At 73.2% G+C, this 19,187-nt stretch carries 17 protein-coding genes; 9 read left to right on the forward strand and 8 right to left on the reverse strand.

Annotated elements, in window-relative coordinates; all coding sequences use genetic code 11:
* Window positions 1-11 precede the first annotated feature (11 nt).
* Window positions 12-1,025: a DUF4349 domain-containing protein gene (locus BM339_RS07320; protein ID WP_075020313.1), complete on the reverse strand. Its 1,014-nt coding sequence runs from the start codon at window positions 1,023-1,025 to the stop codon at window positions 12-14.
* 198 nt (window positions 1,026-1,223) lie between these two features.
* Here BM339_RS07320 and hemG point away from each other — a divergent pair, with 198 nt between their 5' ends.
* The 3 genes from hemG to BM339_RS07335 are packed head-to-tail and all read left to right on the forward strand — an operon-like array spanning window position 1,224 to window position 3,983.
* A complete protein-coding gene (gene hemG, locus BM339_RS07325) occupies window positions 1,224-2,696 on the forward strand; it encodes a protoporphyrinogen oxidase (RefSeq protein WP_083597386.1) in 1,473 nt (490 codons plus the stop codon).
* Window positions 2,653-3,351 (forward strand): hydrogen peroxide-dependent heme synthase, encoded by a 699-nt coding sequence (gene hemQ / locus BM339_RS07330; protein ID WP_021596876.1) that lies wholly within the window; start codon window positions 2,653-2,655, stop codon window positions 3,349-3,351. Before hemG ends, hemQ begins: the two co-directional genes overlap by 44 nt.
* Before the next feature lie 56 nt (window positions 3,352-3,407).
* Window positions 3,408-3,983: a hypothetical protein gene (locus BM339_RS07335; protein WP_143118311.1), complete on the forward strand. Its 576-nt coding sequence runs from the start codon at window positions 3,408-3,410 to the stop codon at window positions 3,981-3,983.
* Here the strand turns inward: BM339_RS07335 and BM339_RS07340 are convergent.
* The gene (locus tag BM339_RS07340) at window positions 3,980-4,741 is read right to left on the reverse strand and encodes a TIGR04222 domain-containing membrane protein (protein ID WP_337959900.1); all 762 of its coding nucleotides are present in this window, start codon (window positions 4,739-4,741) and stop codon (window positions 3,980-3,982) included. The two genes, BM339_RS07335 and BM339_RS07340, sit on opposite strands and share 4 nt — an antisense overlap.
* Window positions 4,624-5,025, reverse strand: coding sequence for a peptide-methionine (R)-S-oxide reductase MsrB (gene msrB, locus BM339_RS07345; protein ID WP_075020317.1), 402 nt, complete (start codon window positions 5,023-5,025; stop codon window positions 4,624-4,626). Before msrB ends, BM339_RS07340 begins: the two co-directional genes overlap by 118 nt.
* Window positions 5,026-5,075: 50 nt before the next feature.
* Between msrB and BM339_RS07350 the strand changes: the two genes are divergently transcribed.
* Window positions 5,076-6,158 (forward strand): DNA polymerase domain-containing protein, encoded by a 1,083-nt coding sequence (locus BM339_RS07350; RefSeq protein ID WP_021596872.1) that lies wholly within the window; start codon window positions 5,076-5,078, stop codon window positions 6,156-6,158.
* 63 nt (window positions 6,159-6,221) lie between these two features.
* Window positions 6,222-6,992 carry an MBL fold metallo-hydrolase gene (locus tag BM339_RS07355; protein WP_075020318.1) on the forward strand — a complete coding sequence of 257 codons (771 nt, stop codon included), beginning with the start codon at window positions 6,222-6,224 and terminating at the stop codon, window positions 6,990-6,992.
* Between the two features lie 66 nt (window positions 6,993-7,058).
* Here BM339_RS07355 and BM339_RS07360 read toward each other — a convergent pair whose 3' ends face one another.
* Window positions 7,059-8,999, reverse strand: a complete 1,941-nt coding sequence (locus BM339_RS07360) for a Xaa-Pro dipeptidyl-peptidase (RefSeq protein ID WP_143118312.1) — start codon at window positions 8,997-8,999, stop codon at window positions 7,059-7,061.
* Between the two features lie 244 nt (window positions 9,000-9,243).
* On the opposite strand from BM339_RS07360, the gene BM339_RS07365 reads away from it, so the two are divergent.
* Complete coding sequence (locus BM339_RS07365) at window positions 9,244-9,435, forward strand: DUF4236 domain-containing protein (RefSeq protein WP_021596869.1); 192 nt, start codon at window positions 9,244-9,246, stop codon at window positions 9,433-9,435.
* Here BM339_RS07365 and leuA read toward each other — a convergent pair.
* Entirely contained in the window at window positions 9,432-11,144 is a 1,713-nt protein-coding gene (leuA, locus tag BM339_RS07370; RefSeq protein ID WP_143118333.1) for a 2-isopropylmalate synthase, read from the reverse strand. The genes BM339_RS07365 and leuA overlap by 4 nt on opposite strands.
* A gap of 278 nt (window positions 11,145-11,422) precedes the next feature.
* Between leuA and BM339_RS07375 the strand changes: the two genes are divergently transcribed.
* Window positions 11,423-12,115 carry a FadR/GntR family transcriptional regulator gene (locus tag BM339_RS07375; protein WP_075020320.1) on the forward strand — a complete coding sequence of 231 codons (693 nt, stop codon included), beginning with the start codon at window positions 11,423-11,425 and terminating at the stop codon, window positions 12,113-12,115.
* Here the strand turns inward: BM339_RS07375 and BM339_RS07380 are convergent.
* Window positions 12,112-14,520 (reverse strand): HelD family protein, encoded by a 2,409-nt coding sequence (locus BM339_RS07380; RefSeq protein ID WP_075020321.1) that lies wholly within the window; start codon window positions 14,518-14,520, stop codon window positions 12,112-12,114. The genes BM339_RS07375 and BM339_RS07380 overlap by 4 nt on opposite strands.
* A gap of 220 nt (window positions 14,521-14,740) precedes the next feature.
* Here BM339_RS07380 and BM339_RS07385 point away from each other — a divergent pair, with 220 nt between their 5' ends.
* Complete coding sequence (locus BM339_RS07385) at window positions 14,741-16,417, forward strand: alkaline phosphatase D family protein (protein ID WP_075020322.1); 1,677 nt, start codon at window positions 14,741-14,743, stop codon at window positions 16,415-16,417.
* A gap of 75 nt (window positions 16,418-16,492) precedes the next feature.
* Here BM339_RS07385 and BM339_RS07390 read toward each other — a convergent pair whose 3' ends face one another.
* Window positions 16,493-17,584, reverse strand: a complete 1,092-nt coding sequence (locus BM339_RS07390) for an ATP-dependent DNA ligase (protein WP_024936199.1) — start codon at window positions 17,582-17,584, stop codon at window positions 16,493-16,495.
* A gap of 75 nt (window positions 17,585-17,659) precedes the next feature.
* On the opposite strand from BM339_RS07390, the gene BM339_RS07395 reads away from it, so the two are divergent.
* Window positions 17,660-18,373, forward strand: a complete 714-nt coding sequence (locus BM339_RS07395; RefSeq protein ID WP_075020599.1) for a dihydrofolate reductase family protein — start codon at window positions 17,660-17,662, stop codon at window positions 18,371-18,373.
* On the opposite strand, the gene BM339_RS07400 is transcribed toward BM339_RS07395, so the two are convergent.
* Window positions 18,355-19,077, reverse strand: coding sequence for a pyrimidine reductase family protein (locus BM339_RS07400; RefSeq protein WP_021593097.1), 723 nt, complete (start codon window positions 19,075-19,077; stop codon window positions 18,355-18,357). The two genes, BM339_RS07395 and BM339_RS07400, sit on opposite strands and share 19 nt — an antisense overlap.
* Window positions 19,078-19,187 lie beyond the last annotated feature (110 nt).

The raw sequence follows: 19,187 nt of genomic DNA on the forward strand, positions 1-19,187 counted from the left end.
GGGTCCGCGCGTCAGGCGGGCGGCGGCGGTCCGGCAGGCCCCGCCGGGCGCTCCGGCGGCGCCCCTTCGCCGGCGCCGACGGCGGCCTTCTCGGGTTCCGGTGCCGGGGAGGGCGCGCCGGCCGAGCCCCAGCCGGAGAAGCGGTCGCGCAGCCGGTGCCGGAACGCCAGCACGGGGATGCCGAGGACGGCGGCCGTGACGAGGAACGGCAGCAGCCAGCCCAGCACGGTGGCCAGGCCGCCCACGAAGGCGGTGAACGCGCCCCAGCCGTTCTCCAGGCCGCCGATGAAGCCGCCGCGGGGCTCCTCCTTCTTCTCGGGCGGCGCGGGCTTGGTCACGAGCGTCACGGTCACGGTCGCGAACGCCGTGCGGTGCGTGAGCGACTTGTGGCGCGCCTGCAGCGACTCCAGATCGGACTCGCGCTCGGCGATCTCCTCCTCGATGTTGATGATCTCGCTGACCGAGTTCGCGCGGTCGAGCAGCTTGCGGAACGACTCCAGCGCGGCCTTCGCCGACCGCACCCGGGCCTCCACGTCGGCGACCTCGCCGGTGACGTCCTCGGCCTGCTGGCTGAGCGAGAGCTTGGTGCCGAGCTGCGTGCTCAGCTGGTTCAGGACGTCGGTGTACCGGTCGGTCGGGATCTTCAGCGCGATCTCCGAGCGGGCGGGGTCGCTGGACGTCGACTCCTGCTCGACGTAGCCGCCCGCCGTCGTGACCATCTGCTTGGCCTTGGTGGCGGCGCTCTCCACGTCGCCCGCCCGGACCCGCAGCTGCGCCGAGTGGACGACCTCGCGCCCGGAGGGCAGGGGCGGCGCCGCCCGGCTCCCGCTCCCAGACCCGCCCCCGGCCTCGCCGGACTGCTGCCTGCCCGCCCCGCTCGTCGCGGCCGGCGCGCGGGCGCCGCCGCGGTCGACCGCCTCGGAGGACGCCCCCGATGAGTCGTCTCCGCCGCCCGAGCACCCCGCCAGGACCCCGGCGAGCAGCAGGACGACCAGTGCACAGGTGATGTTCCTGACGATCCGCATGGGGCTTGGACGGGGGTGACGCACATCACCGTTCCGGCAGGCGGATCGCGATGCGGGAACGATGAGGGCACGCGCGGATCACGGCCCGGCTCCCGGCGCTCGCGCCGGCGTCGGTCCAGGTCCGGGCCCCGGATGCGACGCCCGCCGCTCCGGGCGCCCCGGTGCGCGGTTCCGGGGGGCGTCTGGAAGGCTGGAGGCATGTCCACGTCCCATGCCGTCGTCGTCGGGGGCGGCATCGCGGGCCTCGCCGCCGCGCGCATGCTCGCCCGGGGCGGTGTGCGGGTGACCGTGCTGGAGGGCTCCCCCCGGATCGGCGGCAAGCTGCGGGTCAGCGAGATCGCCGGGATCCCGGTGGACGAGGGCGCCGAGTCGATGCTCGCCCGCCGTCCCGAGGGCCTCGACCTGGTGCGCGACCTCGGCCGCTCCGGCGACCTGGTGAACCCCGGCACCACGTCCTCGGCGATCGTCAGCCGCGGGTCGCTGCGGCCGATCCCGGCCGGGCAGGTGATGGGCGTCCCGTCCGACCTGAAGGCCCTCGCCGCCTCCCAGGTGCTGTCGCCGGCCGGGCTGGCGCGCGTCCCGCTCGACCTGGTCCTGCCCGAGACGCCGCGCGGCGCGGACGTGTCCGTCGCGGACTACATCGGCGCCCGCCTCGGCCGCGAGGTCGTCGACCGCCTCGTCGAGCCGCTGCTCGGCGGCGTCTACGCGGGACGCACCGAGCTGCTGTCGTTCGACTCCACCCTGCCCGCGGTCGCCGCCGCCGCGCGCAGCCACCGCTCGCTGGTGCACGCCGTCCAGGGCATCCGGGACGCCGCGCCGAAGGACTCCGGCCCCGTCTTCGCGACCCTGCCGGGCGGGCTCGGCACGCTCCCGCACCTGGTGGCCGGCGACGTCGAGGAGGCCGGCGGGACGGTCCGGACCGGCGCGATGGTCCGCGAGCTCCGCCGCCGCGAGCACGGCTGGCGGCTCACCGTCGGCCCGACCCGCGCCCCCGAGCACCTCGACGCCGACGCCGTGGTGATCGCGGTCCCGGCGGCCCCCGCGGCCCGGCTGCTGGAGCACGACGTGCCCGCCGCCGCGCGGGAGCTGGCCGGCATCGAGTACGCGAGCATGGCGATCGTCACGCTCGTCTACCGGGCCACCGCGTTCCCGCGGCTCCCGAAGGGGAGCGGCTACCTCGTCCCGGGCGTGGAGAGCGACCCGGAGAGCGGCGGCCGGGGGGTCAAGGCCGTCACGTTCAGCTCGGTGAAATGGCCTCACCTGCGCGAGCGCGACCCCGGCGTCGTCGCGGTCCGCTGCTCCGTCGGGCGGTTCGGTGAGGAGCGCACCCTCCAGCGCTCCGACGAGGAGCTGGTCGCCTCGGCCATGGCCGAGCTCGCCGCGACCTGCGGCGTCACCGAGCTGCCCGTGGAGAGCCGGGTGACCCGGTGGGGCGGCGGCCTCCCGCAGTACAACGTGGGCCACGCCGACCGCGTGGCCAAGGTCCGGGTCGCGGTCGCCGCGGCGCCGGGGCTGGCCGTCGCGGGCGCCGCCTACGACGGCCTCGGCATCCCCGCGTGCATCGCCTCGGCGCGGGCGGCGGCGACCCGGGTGCTGGACGACCTGCGCAGTCGAGAAGGAGAAGATCATGACCGAGCCGGCGGGCAAGCCGAAGGCACGCGAACTCAATAACGTCATCCGCTACACCATGTGGTCGGTCTTCCGGGTCGCCCAGCCCGGCACGGTCGGTGACAGGGACGCGGCCGAGGTGCAGGACCTGCTCGACCAGGCGGCCCAAAAGGACGTGACCACCCGCGGCGCCTACGACGTCGCCGGGTTGCGCGCGGACGCCGACTACATGTTCTGGTGGCACGCGCCCACGTCCGAGGACCTCCAGGAGGTCTACACCCGGTTCCGCCGGACGGCCCTCGGCCGCGCGAGCGAGCCGGTGTGGTCGCAGATGGCGCTGCACCGCCCCGCGGAGTTCAACAAGAGCCACATCCCCGCGTTCCTCGCCGACGAGGAGCCGCGCGGCTACGTCTGCGTGTACCCGTTCGTCCGCTCCTACGAGTGGTACCTGCTGCCGGACGAGGAGCGGCGCGCCATGCTCGCCGAGCACGGCAAGATGGCGCGCGACTACCCCGACGTCCGGGCCAACACGGTGTCGGCGTTCGCGCTCGGCGACTACGAGTGGATGCTGGCGTTCGAGGCCGACGAGCTGCACCGCATCGTCGACCTGATGCGGCACCTGCGCGGCGCGAAGGCGCGCCTGCACACCCGCGAGGAGGTGCCGTTCTACACCGGGCGCCGCAAGCCGGTCGCCGAGCTGGTCGCCGGCCTCGCCTGACGCCGATCACCCCAACCCGGCGGATGATGGGGCGAATCCGCAGTAAAGTGCCGTCCGTGACCGAGTCTCCCGCCAAGCACTCCCGCGGACGGCACGCCAAGCCGCCGTCCAAGCTCGCGATCCACTGGAACCGGCTGGTCAGGGCGCTGCGGAAGTCGCGGTGGCGACGGCTCGCCGCCGGTGGGGCGACCGCGGTCGTCGCGGTGGCCGCGGTCGCCGGCTTCCTGTTGCTGCCCGGCGGTTCGGAGCCGGGCTCCCGCGCCACCGTCGCCGCCCGCACCGGATCCACGCCGTCCCCGCACGAGAGCGCCGAGGCCGTCGGGGACCCCGACGAGATCACCGACGCGGTGCCGTACTTCGAGACCAAGGACCCGGACAAGAAGGTCGTCAAGCACGTCACCGACGTCAGGCGCAGCGGCACCTTCGTCCGCGTCTACACCGACCTGGGCGAGGAGGACGAGAACTCCAGGCCCGCTCTCGACCTCTGCGAGTGGACGACCCAGTTCCTGGAGGACGGCGGCGACGACGAGCCCCGCGTCTTCGTCCACGGCAAGAGCGACGACAACGGCAGCGTCGTCCTCGCCAACAAGCAGAGCGACAAGGACGACTGCGAGGTCGGCGAGACCCGCTAGTCGCCTCCGCCCCCGGTTTCGCCCCCGGAACCCCAGCCGTCGTGCTCTGAGTCGGACCCACCACCGCCGCCCAGGCCCAGTCCCCGGCCGCGCGTCCGGCCGCCGGGGACCCCTCCGGGGAGGCTGATCGGCTCCGGGTCGTCGCTCTGCAGGATCTCCCGCATCCTGGCCTCCTCGATCCCGGCCGGGCCCATCATGGCGACTCGGAGGACGGGGGACGGCTCGCCCGCTCCGTGCCTGGTGAACCAGTGGCGGAGCATCACGCCCCGGCGGGTCCGCCGGCGCAGGCCGCGGCGCAGCAGGCCGTCCTCGAGCAGCCTCACCGCGATCGGCCGGATCTCGGGCGACTCCGCGGCCGCCGCGATCACCTGTCCGAGCAGCCGTCCCACGTCCGGGATCTCCCGGAGCACCGCCTCCTGCACGGGGTCGTCCGCTTCGCGCGCCACCACGTCGATCCGGTGCGTTCCTCGGGAGACCCGGACGCGGCGCTGCCGGTACAGGACGAAGATCGCGGTCTCGACGACCCGTCTCGGCCCTCCGCACAGGTACGCCATCTCGTAGGGGTCGATCTCTTCCATGGGCGCCCTCCGGACGGCGTGCCGTCGCCCATGAGGACGCCCGCGCGCCCGCTCCGGTTGGCCTATTCGGCGGGTTCGAGGGTGAGCGAGATCGAGTTGATGCAGTAGCGGTCGTCGGTGGGGGTGTCGTAGCCCTCGCCGTGGAAGACGTGGCCCAGATGCGAGTCGCACACGGCGCACCGCACCTCCGTGCGGACCATGCCGAGCGAGCGGTCCTCGATGAGCGTGACCGCGTCGGAGCCGGACGGGGCGTAGAACGAGGGCCAGCCGCAGTGGCTCTCGAACTTGGTCTCCGACCGGAACAGCTCGGTTCCGCAGGCGCGGCACCGGTACACGCCGACCGTCTTGGTGTCGGTGTACTCGCCGGTGAAGGGCTTCTCGGTGCCCGCTTCGCGCAGCACGTGGAACTCCTCGGGGCTCAGTCGCGCCCGCCACTCGTCCTCGCTCTTGCGGATCTTCTCCATACCCCGACCGTACCCGGCACCGTGTCCGACCGGTGGGTTAGCGTGCAGGCATGGCCTCGCCCTTCATCGAGATCCCGGTCGGGGATCGGCTCGTCAAGGTGACCAATCCCGACAAGGTCTACTTCCCCGAGCACGGGTACACCAAGCGGCAGCTCGTGGAGTATTACGTGGCCGTCGGGGACGGCATCCTGCGCGCCACGCGCGACCGCCCGACGACGCTGGAACGCTGGCCCGCCGGAGTCTTCGAGGGCGCCAGGATGGCCACCCGGGAGGACTACGCCCGCGGCCAGGCCGGCATGGGCGCCGGCAAGTCCGACGCGTTCTACCAGAAGCGCATCCCGAAGGGCGCGCCCGACTGGGTGCGGACGGCCCGGATCGCGTTCCCGAGCGGGCGCTCCGCCGACGAGGTCTGCCCGACCGAGGTCGCCGTGATCGCCTGGGCGGCGAACCTCGGCACGCTGACGTTCCACCCGTGGCCCGTCCGCAAGGGCGATGTCGACCACCCGGACGAGCTGCGCATCGACCTCGACCCGCAGCCCGGCACCGGCTTCTCCGACGCCGTCCGGGTGGCGCTCGGCCCGGCCCGCGACCTGCTGGCGGAGCTGGGCTACACCGGCTACGTCAAGACGTCCGGCAAGGGCGGCGTGCACATCTACGTCCGCATCGAGCCCCGCTGGACGTTCACCGAGGTCCGCCGCGCCGCCCTCGCCTTCGGCCGCGAGGTGGAGCGCCGCGCGCCCGCCGAGGTCACCACCAGGTGGTGGAAGGAGGAGCGGGGCGAGCAGATTTTCATAGATTTCAACCAGAACGCCCGCGACAGGACGATCGCGTCGGCCTACAGCGTCCGCCCGGCCCCGCACGCCCCGGTCTCCGCGCCCGTGACCTGGGACGAGCTGGCCGACGCCGACCCGCACGACTTCACGATCGCCACGATGCCGGCCCGGTTCGCCGAGATCGGCGACCTCCACGCGTCCATCGACGAGGAGTCCTTCTCCCTGGAGGGCCTCCTGGAGCTGGCCGACCGCGACGAGAAGGACCACGGCCTCGGCGACATGCCGTACCCGCCGAACTACCCGAAGATGCCCGGCGAGCCCAAGCGCGTCCAGCCCAGCAAGGACACCGACAACCAGTAGGGAATATCCGCCGCCGCGCCTCGCTTGAACCGTCGTGCGGAAGGTCGAGTCGAAGGCGGGAGCATGTCCTCGTTGAACGTCCGGTATCTCGGTGGCCCGAGCGCGATCCTGGAGATCGGAGGCGTGCGGCTCGTCGTCGACCCGACGTTCGACGCGCCCGGCGACTACCCGATCGGGTCCCGGAAGCTGACCAAGACCATCGGCGCGGTCGTGGGCCCGGACGAGATCGGCGCGGTCGACGCGGTGCTGCTCTCGCACGACCAGCACCCGGACAACCTGGACACGGCCGGCCGGGCGTACCTGGCGGACGTCCCGCTGACGCTGACGACGGAGACCGCCGCCGGACGCCTCGGCGGCACCGCCCGCGCCCTGCCGAACTGGGAGCACGCCGACCTGCCGCGACCTGACGGCGGAACCCTCCGCGTCACCGGCGTCCCGGCCCGGCACGGCCCGGACGGCACCGAGCACCTCACCGGCCCGGTCACCGGGTTCGTGCTGTCCGGCGAAGGCGTGCCGACCACCTACGTCAGCGGCGACAACGCGTCGCTCGACGTCGTCCGGGCCATCGCCGAGCGGTTCGCCCCGATCGACGTCGCCGTGCTCTTCGCCGGCGGAGCGCGGACACCGCTCGTCGGCGACGCCCACCTGACGCTGACCAGTGAGGGCGCGGCCGAGGCCGCCGCGATCCTGGGCGCCGCCCGGGTCGTCCCGCTGCACTTCGAAGGCTGGACGCACTTCTCCGAGGGCCGCGACACGATCCCGCCCGCCTTCGACAAGGCGGGGCTCACCGACCGCCTCCACCTCCTCGACCCGGGCGAGGGCATCGCCCTCTAGGACGTGCTTGAGGCCCGCCGGCTCGGGGGCGGCGGGCCTCAAGGACGGTCGGCGGAGATGGTCGGGTCAGTAGAGCTTGCGCTCCTGGACGGGCAGGTCGACCTTGGACGGCCCGCGCCACGTCGTGCTCGTCCGCGGCGGGGCGACCAGGGTGTTCACGTCCTCCTCGGCGGCGACGACCGGGATGCTGACGGAGCTTCCGCGCAGATCCACCGTCACCCGGGCGCCCGTGGGCGTCTCGGTGTTGTAGTCGGCGTCCGTCCCGGCGAGGACGAGGGCCAGGCGGTGGCCCTTCTTCAGCACGTACTCCTGGCTGAGAGTCTCCCAGTCGACGGTGTAGTAGCGGCCCGGCTGCAGCGGCCGGGGCCGGCTCAGCGACCGGTCGTTCTGGGCGTCCAGCCAGCCGCGGGCGATGACGTTGGCGGGGGAGGCGACCGTCGTGACCTCCGTCTGCTTGTAGCAGGCGTCGTCGGACGGGGTGCTCTCACCGTGGCAGTCCTCGGTGTCGAGCGTCCGGATGCCGGAGCCGGCGCCGAGGTAGTTCACGCGGGTGTCCTCGCCGTAGTCGACGAGCAGCGCGGTGACGTTCGTCGTCGGCTTGTCCAGCTTGATCCGCAGCCGCGCCGCCGGGGTGCCCGACAGGCGCCCGGTCTTCGGCAGCGGGGAGGAGACGAACGCGGCCCGGTACGGCTGCGCGGTCGTCGGGTCGGCGACCATCGCGCTCTCCGGGAAGCCGCCGCCCTGCGGGCCGGCCGCGTCGGTGAACGCGGCGGTCGCGCCCCCGGCCGCGGGCTTCAGGCCGAGCGAGCCGTCCGCGCCCGGCCGCAGGACGATGTTCCGCGCGTCCCGGGACGGCCAGTCGCGCTGGGTGATCCACTGGTCGGGCCCGACCTCGATGTCGGCGCGCGGCTCCCGCATGACGCCGTTGGGGATCTTCTGCAGCTCGTGGTCGAACCACCGGTGCAGGGTGCGCACCCACGCGTCCCGCCGGATGTCGAACGGGTCGACGTGGCCGCGCTGCGACAGCCACACCTTGCGCTGGACGCCCCGCTTCGCGAGGGCCTCCCACCAGAGCGCGAAGTGGTCGTCCTTCACGTTCAGGTCGTTGACGCCGTGGTAGGCGAAGATGCTGGCGCGGACCTTGCGGGCGTCGGCGATCGTCCCGTTCCGGTAGTCGGCGGTCTTCCAGTAGGCGTTGTAGTTGCCGGTCGCGTCGTCCTCGCCCTCGTCGAGGCCGGCGTTCGCGGCGGCGCACTTGGCGGGCGGGTCGGTGTCGACGTAGTCGGCGAGCCACGGCTGCTCGTCCGTCCAGTACTTCACGCCGTTCATGCGGCTGTACTGGTACCAGCTGCTGATCGCCGCGATCGGGACGATCGTCTCCAGCCCCTCCACGCCGGTCGCCGCGACGCCGTTGGCGAGCGTCCCGTCGTAGGACTTGCCGATCATGCCGGTGCGGCCGGTCGTCCACGTCGCCTTCACCGGGCTGCCGTCCGGCCGGTAGGCCTTCGCGCGCCCGTTGAGCCAGTCGACCACGGCCTTGCCGCCGAGGACGTCGCTCGGGCCGCCGCTGACGGGGCAGCCGTCGGAGCGGGTCGTCCCCACCATGTCCACGGCGAGGAACGCGTACCCGCGCGGCACGAAGTAGTTGTCGTAGTAGAGCGGGAACTTCACCGGGTTCCCGTTCGCGTCGTAGGTCTTGAGCTCGCTCTCGTTGCCGCGCCCGGCGTTGTCGTAGTACGGGCTCTCGTCCATGATCACCGGGACCTTGAGGCCGTTCTCGGTCTCCTTGGGCCGGATGATGTCGACGTTGACGCGGTCCTTCCTGCCGTCCCCGTCGCTGTCCACGCCGGACTCGACGTAGACGTGCTCGCGGATCGCGTCCTTGTAGGAGAAGACCGGCTGGGTCACGCCGTCCTTCACCACGATCTTGGGGGACGTCCGGGCCAGCGCCGTCGCGCCGCCGCCGGTGCCGGCGAGCGCGACGCCCGTCAGCACGGCCACCGTCATCGTCCGCCGGGTTCGTCTCAGGGATCGCCTGGCCAACCCGCACCTCCGGTCATGAAAATGATCTCCGTCGGGCCACAGGTTCCTCGCCCGGCGGCGCGGGGTAAAGGGCGGCGCACGACGAACTCGGACCGGATTTGGTCACGTCCTGCCGTTGCGCCTCACGGTCCGTCCGTAACCCTGATCTCGGTCCGTCCGTGACGGCGGGGAGGGATGCCCGGCGTGCCTGCCGGGCACCCCCGCCTTTATGGGTTGGAGCTATCGAAAATCACTCCGCAAGGGACCGTTCCGGATCAACCTGTCCAAGAAGGGGGTCGGGCACAGCGTCGGGACGCGCGGCGCCCGCTACACCCGCTCCGCGGACGGGCGCCGGCACATGACGTTCCGCATCCCCGGGACGGGCCTGTCCTGGCGCCGCCCCCTCGGCCGGCGCCGCTAGCCGCGCTTCGCGCGGTTCACCGCCGACAGGACGGCCTCCACCGACGCGGTGAGCACCGACGTGTCTAGGCCCGCGCCCCACGCCGTCACACCGTCCACCCGGCACTCGGCGTAGGCGGCGGCCTTGGCGTCGGGACCGGCCTCGGTCGAGTGCTCGGCGTGGTGCAGCACGTCCACCTTGATCCCGGCCGCGGCCAGCGCGCCGGTGAGGGCGTCCAGGGGGCCGTTGCCGGAGCCGGTGCACTCGCGCTCGTCCCCGTCGACGGCGATGACACCGGTGAAGTCGTGCCGCGCCGGGCCTGTCCCCTGTGAAGGGCGTCCCTCCGCACGAGGATCGGCGTGGGACGTCCGCCATCCCGCCACCGAGACCGGCCCGGACCGGTCGAGGTACTCGGCGCGGAACAGGTCCCACAGATCGGCCGCGGTGATCTCCTCGCCGCTGCCGTCCGTCGCCCGCTGGACGACCTGGGAGAACTCGATCCGCAGGCGGCGCGGCAGGTCCAGCCCGTACCCGGTCCGCAGCAGGTAGGAGATCCCGCCCTTCCCCGACTGGCTGTTGACCCGGATGACCGCCTCGTACCCGCGCCCGACGTCGGCGGGGTCGATCGGCAGGTACGGGACGTCCCACGGCAGCCGCTCCGGCGGCATGCCCTGTTCCTCCGCGCGCCGGACGTGGCGGGCCATGCCCTTGCCGATCGCGTCCTGGTGCGTCCCCGAGAAGGCCGTGTAGACCAGGTCGCCGCCGTACGGGTGCCGCTCGTGGACGGGCAGCCGGTTGCAGTACTCGACCGTCCGGCGGATCTCGTCGATGTCGGAGAAGTCGATCCGCGGGTCGACGCCCTGCGCGTGCAGGTTCAGCGCGAGCGTGACCAGGTCGACGTTCCCGGTCCGCTCGCCGTTGCCGAACAGGCAGCCCTCGATCCGCTGCGCGCCCGCGAGCAGCGCCAGCTCCGCGCAGGCGACGCCCGTCCCGCGGTCGTTGTGCGGGTGGACCGAAAGGATCACCGCGTTCCGCCGGGCGAGGTTGCGGTGCATGTACTCGATCTGGTCGGCGTACACGTTCGGCGTGGCGATCTCCACCGTCGCCGGCAGGTTCAGGATCACCGGGCGGTCGGGCGAGGCGTCCCACAGCCCGGTGACCGCGTCGCAGACCTCCAACGCGTAGTCCGGCTCGGTGACGTTGAACGTCTCGGGCGAGAACTCGAAACGCACGCCTGGCCGGGCGAGGCGCGCCACATCCGCCGCCCCGTCCAGGATCAGCCGCCGCACGCCCTCCCTGCCGGAGCCGAGCACGACGTCCCGCCACACCGGGCCCGTCGCCGTGTACAGGTGGACGACCGCCCGGGGCAGCCCCTCGATGGAGGCGAACGTCCGCTCGATCAGCTCGCGCCGCGCGGGCGTGAAGACGACCGGGGTCACATCGTCCGGAACGCCCGCCTCCGCCAGGTGGCGGACGAAGTCGAAGTCGGTCTGGCTGGCCGACGGGTAGCCGACCTCGATCTCCTTGAAGCCCATCGCCACGAAGAGGTCGAACATGCGGCGCTTGCGGGGCGTGTCCATCGGCTCGGCCAGCGCCTGGTTGCCGTCCCGCAGATCGACCGGCACCCACAGCGGCGCGCTCTCGATGCGCCGCGACGGCCAGGTGCGCTCGATGTTCGGCACGGGCGACGGCACGCGCTCGTGCACCGACCGGTACCGGTGGAACGGCATCGAGCTGCCGCGCTGCGGGTTCCAGAAGGGCGCGCCGTCCGCCACCGGGCCGGACGGGGTGCGCAAAGTGGAGAAGTTCATGGGGCTCTGTCCTTTACATCGCCGGACGACCGGCAGCACCGGACCCCGCGGCGGGGTGCCGGTCCGGATCAGGCCCCGCCGCGGCGACCGAGAAGAAGAACCCGCCACGACATGGCGGCCACCCAACCACACCTCAGCTCCTCAGACAAGCTGAGGTGAAGCTAGGCTGGGACCGTCACCGTCCCGGAGGAACCCGCATGCCGCTCGGCCCGCTCCGCCCCAGCCCGCTCGTCGAGCAGGCCGCCCAGCGCCTCCGCGACCAGATCACCGGCGGTTCGTGGCCGGTCGGGACGCGGCTCCCCGGCGAGACGACGCTCGCCAGGGAACTCGGCGTGGGCCGCTCCACCGTCCGCGAGGCGCTGCGCGCCCTCGCCGGCGCCGGGCTCGTCCAGGCCCGCCAGGGCGCCGGCGTCTTCGTCGTCGCGACCGAGCCGGACGAGGACTGGCCCGCCCGGCTCCGCCGCGCCTCCGTCGCCGACATCTACGAGATCCGCACGATGCTGGAGGTCCGGGCCGCCGAGCTCGCCGCCGCCCGCCGCACGGACGCCGACCTGACCGCCCTCGACACGGCCCTGGCCGCCCGCGACGAGGCCTTCGCGGGCCCGTCCCTCGAACCCTTCATCGACGCCGACATCGCCCTGCACACCGCGGTGATCGCCGCCGCGCACAACCCCGTGCTCGCCGACCTGTTCGCCGAGTTCGTCCCCGTCCTGCGCGACGGCCTCCTCGACCTGGTCGCCCTCGTCGACGTCCCCACCTCCGACACCGCCCACGGCCGGGCCGCCCACGCCGCCCTGGTAGAGGCCATCCGCACCCGCGACCCCGCCGCCGCCGGCCAGATCATCACAACCGAACTCCACCGCACCCTCGCAGCCATCCAGCGCGGTTAGGCCAGGGCTGACAGGAGGGGTGGGAGGTCGTGGTCGTGGACGATGGTCAGTCGGCGGGTGGCGCGGGTCATGGCGACGTAGAGGTCCTGGCCGCCCTTCGGTGACTCGGTGAGGATGCCGGACGGGTCGACGACGATCACCGAGTCGAACTCCAGGCCCTTGGCCTCCTCGGTGGTCAGCACGACGGCGGGAGAGTCGAGGGCCTCCGGGGTGGCGCCGGCGGCGGCGTCCGGGAGGGCGTCCAGCGCGGCGGCGTGCCGGGCCGCCGAGGTGATGACGGCGAGGCGGCCCTCCTTGAAGGCTCCGCCGATGTCCTCGCCGCCCGTGACCAAAGACAGTTCCGAGCGGACGAGGGACGGTAGCTCGGCGACCGGCAGCGCGAGCGCGGCGGGCGGCGGGCCGTCGTCGCGCACGGGTTCGGGCGGGGTCTGGTCGGGGGCGACGGCGGCGAGGACGTCGGCGGCGACCCGCATGATGGCGGCCGGGGTGCGGTAGTTGACCAGGAGGCGCTGCTCGCGCCAGCGGCCCGGCACGTAGCGGTCGAGCATCTGGCCCCAGGACGAGGCGCCCGCGGCGCTGCCGGTCTGGGCGATGTCGCCGACGACGGTGAGGGAGCGGGTCGGGACGCGGCGCATCACCGTGCGCCAGGCCATCTCGGAGAGTTCCTGGGCCTCGTCGACGATGACGTGGCCGTAGGCCCACTCGCGGTCGGCCATGGCGCGCTGGGCGGTGGTGAGGAAGGGGCCGCCGTCGTGGTGGCGCTCGGCGAGCTCGCCCGCGGAGATCACGTCGCGTGCGGACAGGAGGTTCGTCGTCCCGGCGGTCTCGATGACCTCCCGGGCGTAGCGCTCCTCCTCGGCCTGGGCGGCCCGCGCGGCCCGCTCCCGGGCCCGGTCGGCGGAGTCGTCCTTGCCGAGATGCTCGGCGGCCTCGTCCAGGAGGGGGACGTCCGAGACCGTCCACGGTGAGCCCGACGGGCGGTGCAGGAGCGCACATTCGGTGGGGGAGAGGCCGGCCTGCGCCCCGACGCGGGTGAGCGCCTCGGGATCGGCGAAGAGGTCGTCGAGGAGTCGCTGGGGCGTCAGCTCGGGCCACAGCCCGTCCAGTGCGGACCGGACGGCCGGGTCCTGCCACAGGGCCTCCTTGGCCAGGCGGAGGTCCGTCTCGTCGAGGAGGGGTTCGTCCTCGGCCTCGTCGATGAGCTCCTGGAGCCAGTCGGGGAGCCCGCCGGACTTCGCGATCTCCTCCAGCGGCTCGTCCATGATGCGGTCGTACTGCTCCGCCCGGTTGAAGGCGAGCGCCTCCAGCATGTCGTGGACGAAGCGGCGCCGCTGCATGTTGTGCGGGAGGCGCAGGGCGCGGGCGCGGTCGCGGATCTGCTCGCACCTTTCGGCGTCCACGACCAGGGTGAGGCCGTCGGTCTCGATGCGCAGGCCGCCGGCGGGCGCGATCTGCCGGTCGTGGACGGCGGCCTCGACGAGGTCGGCCATGCGCAGGCCGCCCTTGACGACGGCGGCCGCCGGGGTGTCGGCGGCCGCCGCCTTGAGGCCCGGATACAGCTCGCCGACCGTGGCCAGCGCGACGTCGGTCTCACCCAGGCCCGGCAGCACCTGCTCGATGTAGCGGAGGAACGTGGCGTTGGGGCCGACGACGAGCACTCCGCGGCGTTCGAGGACGTCGCGGTGCGTGTAGAGGAGGTACGCGGCCCGGTGCAGGGCGGCGACCGTCTTGCCGGTGCCGGGGCCGCCCTGGACGACCAGCACGCCCTGCAGGCCGGACCGGATGACCTGGTCCTGCTCCTCCTGGATGGTCGCGACGACGTCGCTCATCCGGCCGGTCCGGCGGCGGCGGAGCGTGGCGAGGAGGGCGGCCTCGCCCACGATGCCGCCGCGTTCGGACTCCTCCAGGCCCTCCAGGTCGAACACCTCGTCGTCCAGCCGGACGACCTCGCGGTGCCGCAGGTGCAGGTGACGGCGGCGCGCGAGCGTGCCGGGCGCGCCCGGGGTCGCGGTGTAGAACGGGCGGGCCGCCTCGGCGCGCCAGTCGATCAGGATGGGCTCGCGGTCCTCGTCGCGGAGCCCGACGCGGCCGATGTAGAACGTGTCGCCGGGGCCGCCGGCGCCGGCGCGGTGGTCGATGCGGCCGAAGCACAGGCCGTGCTCCACCCCGCCGAGCCGGGCGAGGCGGCGGGCGGCCTCCTCGGAGGCGACGGCGCTCTCCAGGCGCGCCTGGAACACGCCGCCGCCTCCGGCCGGCCCCTGCCGCAGCGCGGCCTCGGCGCTCGCCCGCTCGACGTCGAGCCGCGCGTACACGCGGGACACGTACTCCTGCTCGGCCCGCAGGGCGGCCTGCCGTGCCTTTTCTTCGCGCTCGGGGTTGACAGCGTCGGCTTGACGGAGTCCCATGCCTTGGGTACACTCCTATTCATAGGATTGGCTATCTGTGTGCGTAACTTGTAGCGCGCTAGCCTAGCATCCTTTTCCTCGCGCTGCGTGATCTTCCCGGCGCCGCCCAAAAGATCGTTTCTGTTGTGGCGGACGTCATCCGCGCGGTGCCCCGAGGTCACCGGCCTTCGTGAGGCTGTCCGGCGATCACTGCCGGATTCCTCCGAAAGGTCGCTCCTCCATGGCAGCCTCCGCACACCCCCTGAACCGGCGCACCTTCCTGGTCACCAGCGGGCTCGCCACCGCCGTCGCCGTGACCGGCGCCCCCGGAACCGCCCAGGCCGCCCGCCGTTCCCGCACCCTGCCCGGCGACCCGTTCACGCTCGGCGTCGCCTCCGGCGATCCCGAACCGGACGGGTTCGTCCTCTGGACCCGGCTGGCGGTGAACCCGCACGCCGAGGACGGCCTCGGCGGCATGCCGCCCCGCACGGTCCCCGTCCGCTGGGAGGTCTCGTCCGACGAGCGGTTCCGCCGCGTCGAGCGGCGCGGCGTCGCCGCCGCCCGGCCGCAATCCGCCCATTCCGTCCACATCGAGCTGAACGGCCTGCGCCCCGGCCGCGACTACTGGTACCGCTTCCGCGCCGGCGACCACGTCTCGCCGGTCGGGCGGACGCGCACCGCCCCCCACCCCGCCACCTACGGTCCCGCCCTCGCCATGGCGTTCGCGTCCTGCTCCCAGTTCGAGCACGGCTACTTCACCGCGTACCGGCGGCTCGCCGAGGAACACCCCGACCTGGTCCTGCACCTGGGCGACTACCAGTACGAGTACAAGAAGGGCGTCTACACCATCCCGGGCGGCAACGTCCGTGACCACGAGGGACCCGAGACCGTCACGCTGGCGGACTACCGGCTGCGGCACGCCCAGTACAAGTCCGACCACGACCTGCAGGCCGCGCACCAGGCCGCACCCTGGCTCGTCGTGTTCGACGACCACGAGATCGAGAACAACTGGGCCGACGACGTCCCCGAGGCCGGCTCCGACACCCCGTCCCCCGAGGCGTTCCGCGCACGCCGGGCCGCCGCGTTCCAGGCCTACTACGAGAACATGCCGCTGCGCCGCCGCTCCGTGCCGAGGGGCCCGGACATGCAGCTCTACCGGCGGGTCCGGTGGGGGCGGCTGGCCACCTTCCACATGCTCGACACGCGCCAGTTCCGGGACGACCAGAGCTGCGGCGACGGCTACCGGGACTGCCCCGAGGCGGCCGACCCGAAGCGCTCCATCACCGGCGGCGCGCAGGAGAGGTGGCTGCTGGACGGCTTCCGCCGCTCCACCGCCCACTGGGACGTCCTCGGCCAGCAGGTGTTCTTCGCCCAGCGCGACAACACCGACGGCCCCGTCAAGAAGACCTCGATGGACGCCTGGGACGGCTACGTCGCCTCCCGCGACCGGATCACCAGGGGCTGGCTGGACGCGGGGGTCCGCAACCCGGTCGTGCTCACCGGCGACGTCCACGCCCACTGGGCGAGCGACCTGAAGGCCGACTACGACGACCCCGGCTCCCGGACGGTCGGCGCCGAGCTGGTCTGCACGTCCATCACCAGCACCGGCGACGGCGCGGACTCCGACCCCGCCGCCCACCCCTTCCTCAAGATCAACCCGCACCTGCGCTTCTACAACAACCAGCGCGGCTACGTGATCACGAGGATGAGCAGGGAGGAGATGAAGGCCGACTTCAAGACGCTCCCGACCGTCCGGACGCCGGGCGCCGAGATCTCCACCAAGGCGACGTTCGTCATCGAGGACCGCGTCCCCGGCGTCGAGCAGACCTACCTGCGCCCGTTCACCTCGGCGAAGAGGTCCGCGCCGCCGGACGAGGAGCTGATTAGGCAGACCATCGAGAACGAGACCCAGCCCTGACGGCCGGCGGCCGGGGCGCGGCGCGCCCCGGCCGCGCGGGTCCGGCGCCGGACGCGGCGCGGCGCCGGACCCTGTTCAGCGGTCGACGCGCGGGCTCGTCGCCTGGCCGCCGAAGATGTCGGCGAGGTCGTAGGCCACGGGGATCTCCAGCTGCTCGTAGGTGCAGGACTCCGGGGTCCGGTCGGGCCGCCAGTTGCGGAAGCGGGCGGTGTGCCGGAACCGGTTGCCCTCCATCGCCTCGTAGGCCACCTCGACCACCAGGTCGGGACGCAGCGGCACCCAGCTGAGGTCCTTCTTGCCCGTCCAGCGGGAGATGGCGCCCGGCATGCGGTCGACGGTGGCCTCGGTCTGGTTCGCCCACTCCGACCAGGGATGCTGTGAGAGATCCTCCAGCCGGTAGGGCTTCAGCTCCTCGACCAGCTCCGCCCGGCGCTTCATCGAGAACGACGCGGCCACCCCGACGTGCTGGAGGTTCCCCTCGGCGTTGTAGAGGCCGAGCAGCAGCGACCCGACGATGGGCCCGGACTTGTGCCAGCGGAAGCCGGCCACGACGCAGTCGGCGGTCCGCTCGTGCTTGACCTTGAACAGCACGCGCTTGTCGGGCTGGTACGGGATGTCCCGCGGCTTGGCGATGACGCCGTCCAGCCCCGCGCCCTCGAACTCCTCGAACCAGCGCAGCGCCAGGTCGTAGGAGTCGGAGGCGGGCGTGACATGGATCGGCGCCTTCGCCGCGGTCAGCGCCTCGGTCAGCCGCCGCCGGCGCTCGCCGAGCGGCACCTCCATCAGCGACTCGTCCCCGAGCGCGAGCAGGTCGAACGCGACGAACGACGCCGGGGCGTTCTCCGACAGGAGCTTGATCCGCGACGCGGCGGGATGGATGCGCTGCTGGAGGGCGTCGAAGTCGAGGCGCGTCCCCATCGGCAGCACGATCTCGCCGTCCACCACGCACCGCGGCGGCAGCTCGCGCCTCGCCGCCTCGACCAGCTCGGGGAAGTAGCGGGTGAGCGGCTTCTCGCCCCGGCTGGACAGCTCCACCTCGTCGCCGTCCCGGAAGACGATGCAGCGGAATCCGTCCCATTTGGGCTCGTACAGCAGGTCGCCCTTGGGCATGGTCTTGACCGCCTTGGCCAGCATCGGCGGCAGCGGCGGGCTGATCGGCAGGTCCATCCCCCCATCTTGCGCCCCCGGACCGACAAAAGGACACGCCGGGGGCGCGATACGGCGTTCGATAACGTGCAGGTCATGCGCCGTCTGCTGCCCGAGCCTCCCGCCGGCGCCGCCGCCCCGCACGTCGACCCGTACGAGGCCTACGCCGACCTGCCGGGCCTCCGGCTGGGCATGGTCATGAGCGTGGACGGCTCCGTCACCGACGCCGAGGGGTGGACGGACGGTCTCGGCGGCGCCGCCGACTTCCGTGTGTTCCGGACTCTGCGGGCGCTGGCCGACGCGATCCTCGTCGGGGCCGGAACGGCCCGCACGGGACGCCTCGGCCCGGCCCGCCTCCGCTCCGATCTGCGCGCGCGCCGCGGTCGGCCGCCCGCGCCGATCATCGTCGTGAGCCGCTCCGTCGATCTCGACTGGACGCTCCCGCTGTTCACCGAGGCCGAGACGGCCACGCTCGTCGTGACGCCACGCGGCGTCCGGCACAGGGTTCCGGACCACGTCCAGGTGGTCGCCGCCGGGGAGGACGACGTCGACCTGCCCGCGGCCGTCACGATCCTCCGCGAGGAGCTCGGATACGAGCATCTGCTCTGCGAGGGCGGTCCTTCCCTGGCCACCGCGCTCATCCGCGCGTTCCTCGTCGACGAGCTGTGCCTCAACATCGCCCCGACCCTGCTCGGAGCCCGGCGCCACACCCGCCTCCTGGACGGGCTGGACGCCGAAATACCGCTCACCCCCACGGCCCTCCACCTGGACGAGGGCGTGCTGTTCGCCCGCTACCGGCTGCGGGTGTAACGCAGGAAGAGGAAGCCGTCGTCGTCCTGGAGGGCGTGGGCGAGCTTCAGCTCGGACGGGACGGACATGGGCGGCCCGTCCAGGATCCGTGTCGGGTGCCCGGCGAGCAGCAGGGGGCTCAGCGTGAGGCACAGCTCGTCCAGCAGCCCGTGCGCCACCACCTGTGCGAGGACCCCCGGACCGCCCTCGCACAGGAGGCGCCTGTGGCCGCGGGCGGCGAGCTCCCGGACCGCGGCGGGGAAGTCGAGCGTGTTCTTCCCGGCGACGATGACGTCGGCGCGTTCCCGGGCGGCCGCCAGCCGGTCCGGGCCGGCGGACGCGGCCGCCAGCACGATCGTGCGGCTCTCCGCCTCGGTGAAGACCGGCGCGTCGAAGTCGAGGTCGAGCGTCCGGGACACGATCGCCAGCGGCGGGACGGCCGGCCTGCCGTCGCGCAGGCCGTCCCAGCCCGCGCTCGGCCGGACCGGCCCGTAGCCCTCGGCGCGCACGGTGCCGGCGCCGACGATCACGACGTCGGCGAGCCCGCGCAGCAGCAGGAACAGGTGCCGGTCGGAGGCGTTGCCGAGGCCCCCGCTGCGCGCGTCGCGCTGCGCGGCCCCGTCCAGGCTGGCCACCATGTTGGCACGCATCCAGGTGGTGTCCGCCGGATAGGCGTAGCGCTCGGCGAGGTCGACCTCGCCGGGCTCCGGAGAAAGCGTCCGCATAGAGGTCTCAAGCTACTCGACGCCGGACGCGCGGAGTGACCGGCCGTACACCAAGTTTCGCGAATCCGTCATACGCGGGGCCTCCGGCCGCGACACTGGCCGCGGGGTCG

The sequence above is a fragment of the Actinomadura madurae genome (assembly GCF_900115095.1).
GTDB lineage: Bacteria > Actinomycetota > Actinomycetes > Streptosporangiales > Streptosporangiaceae > Spirillospora > Spirillospora madurae.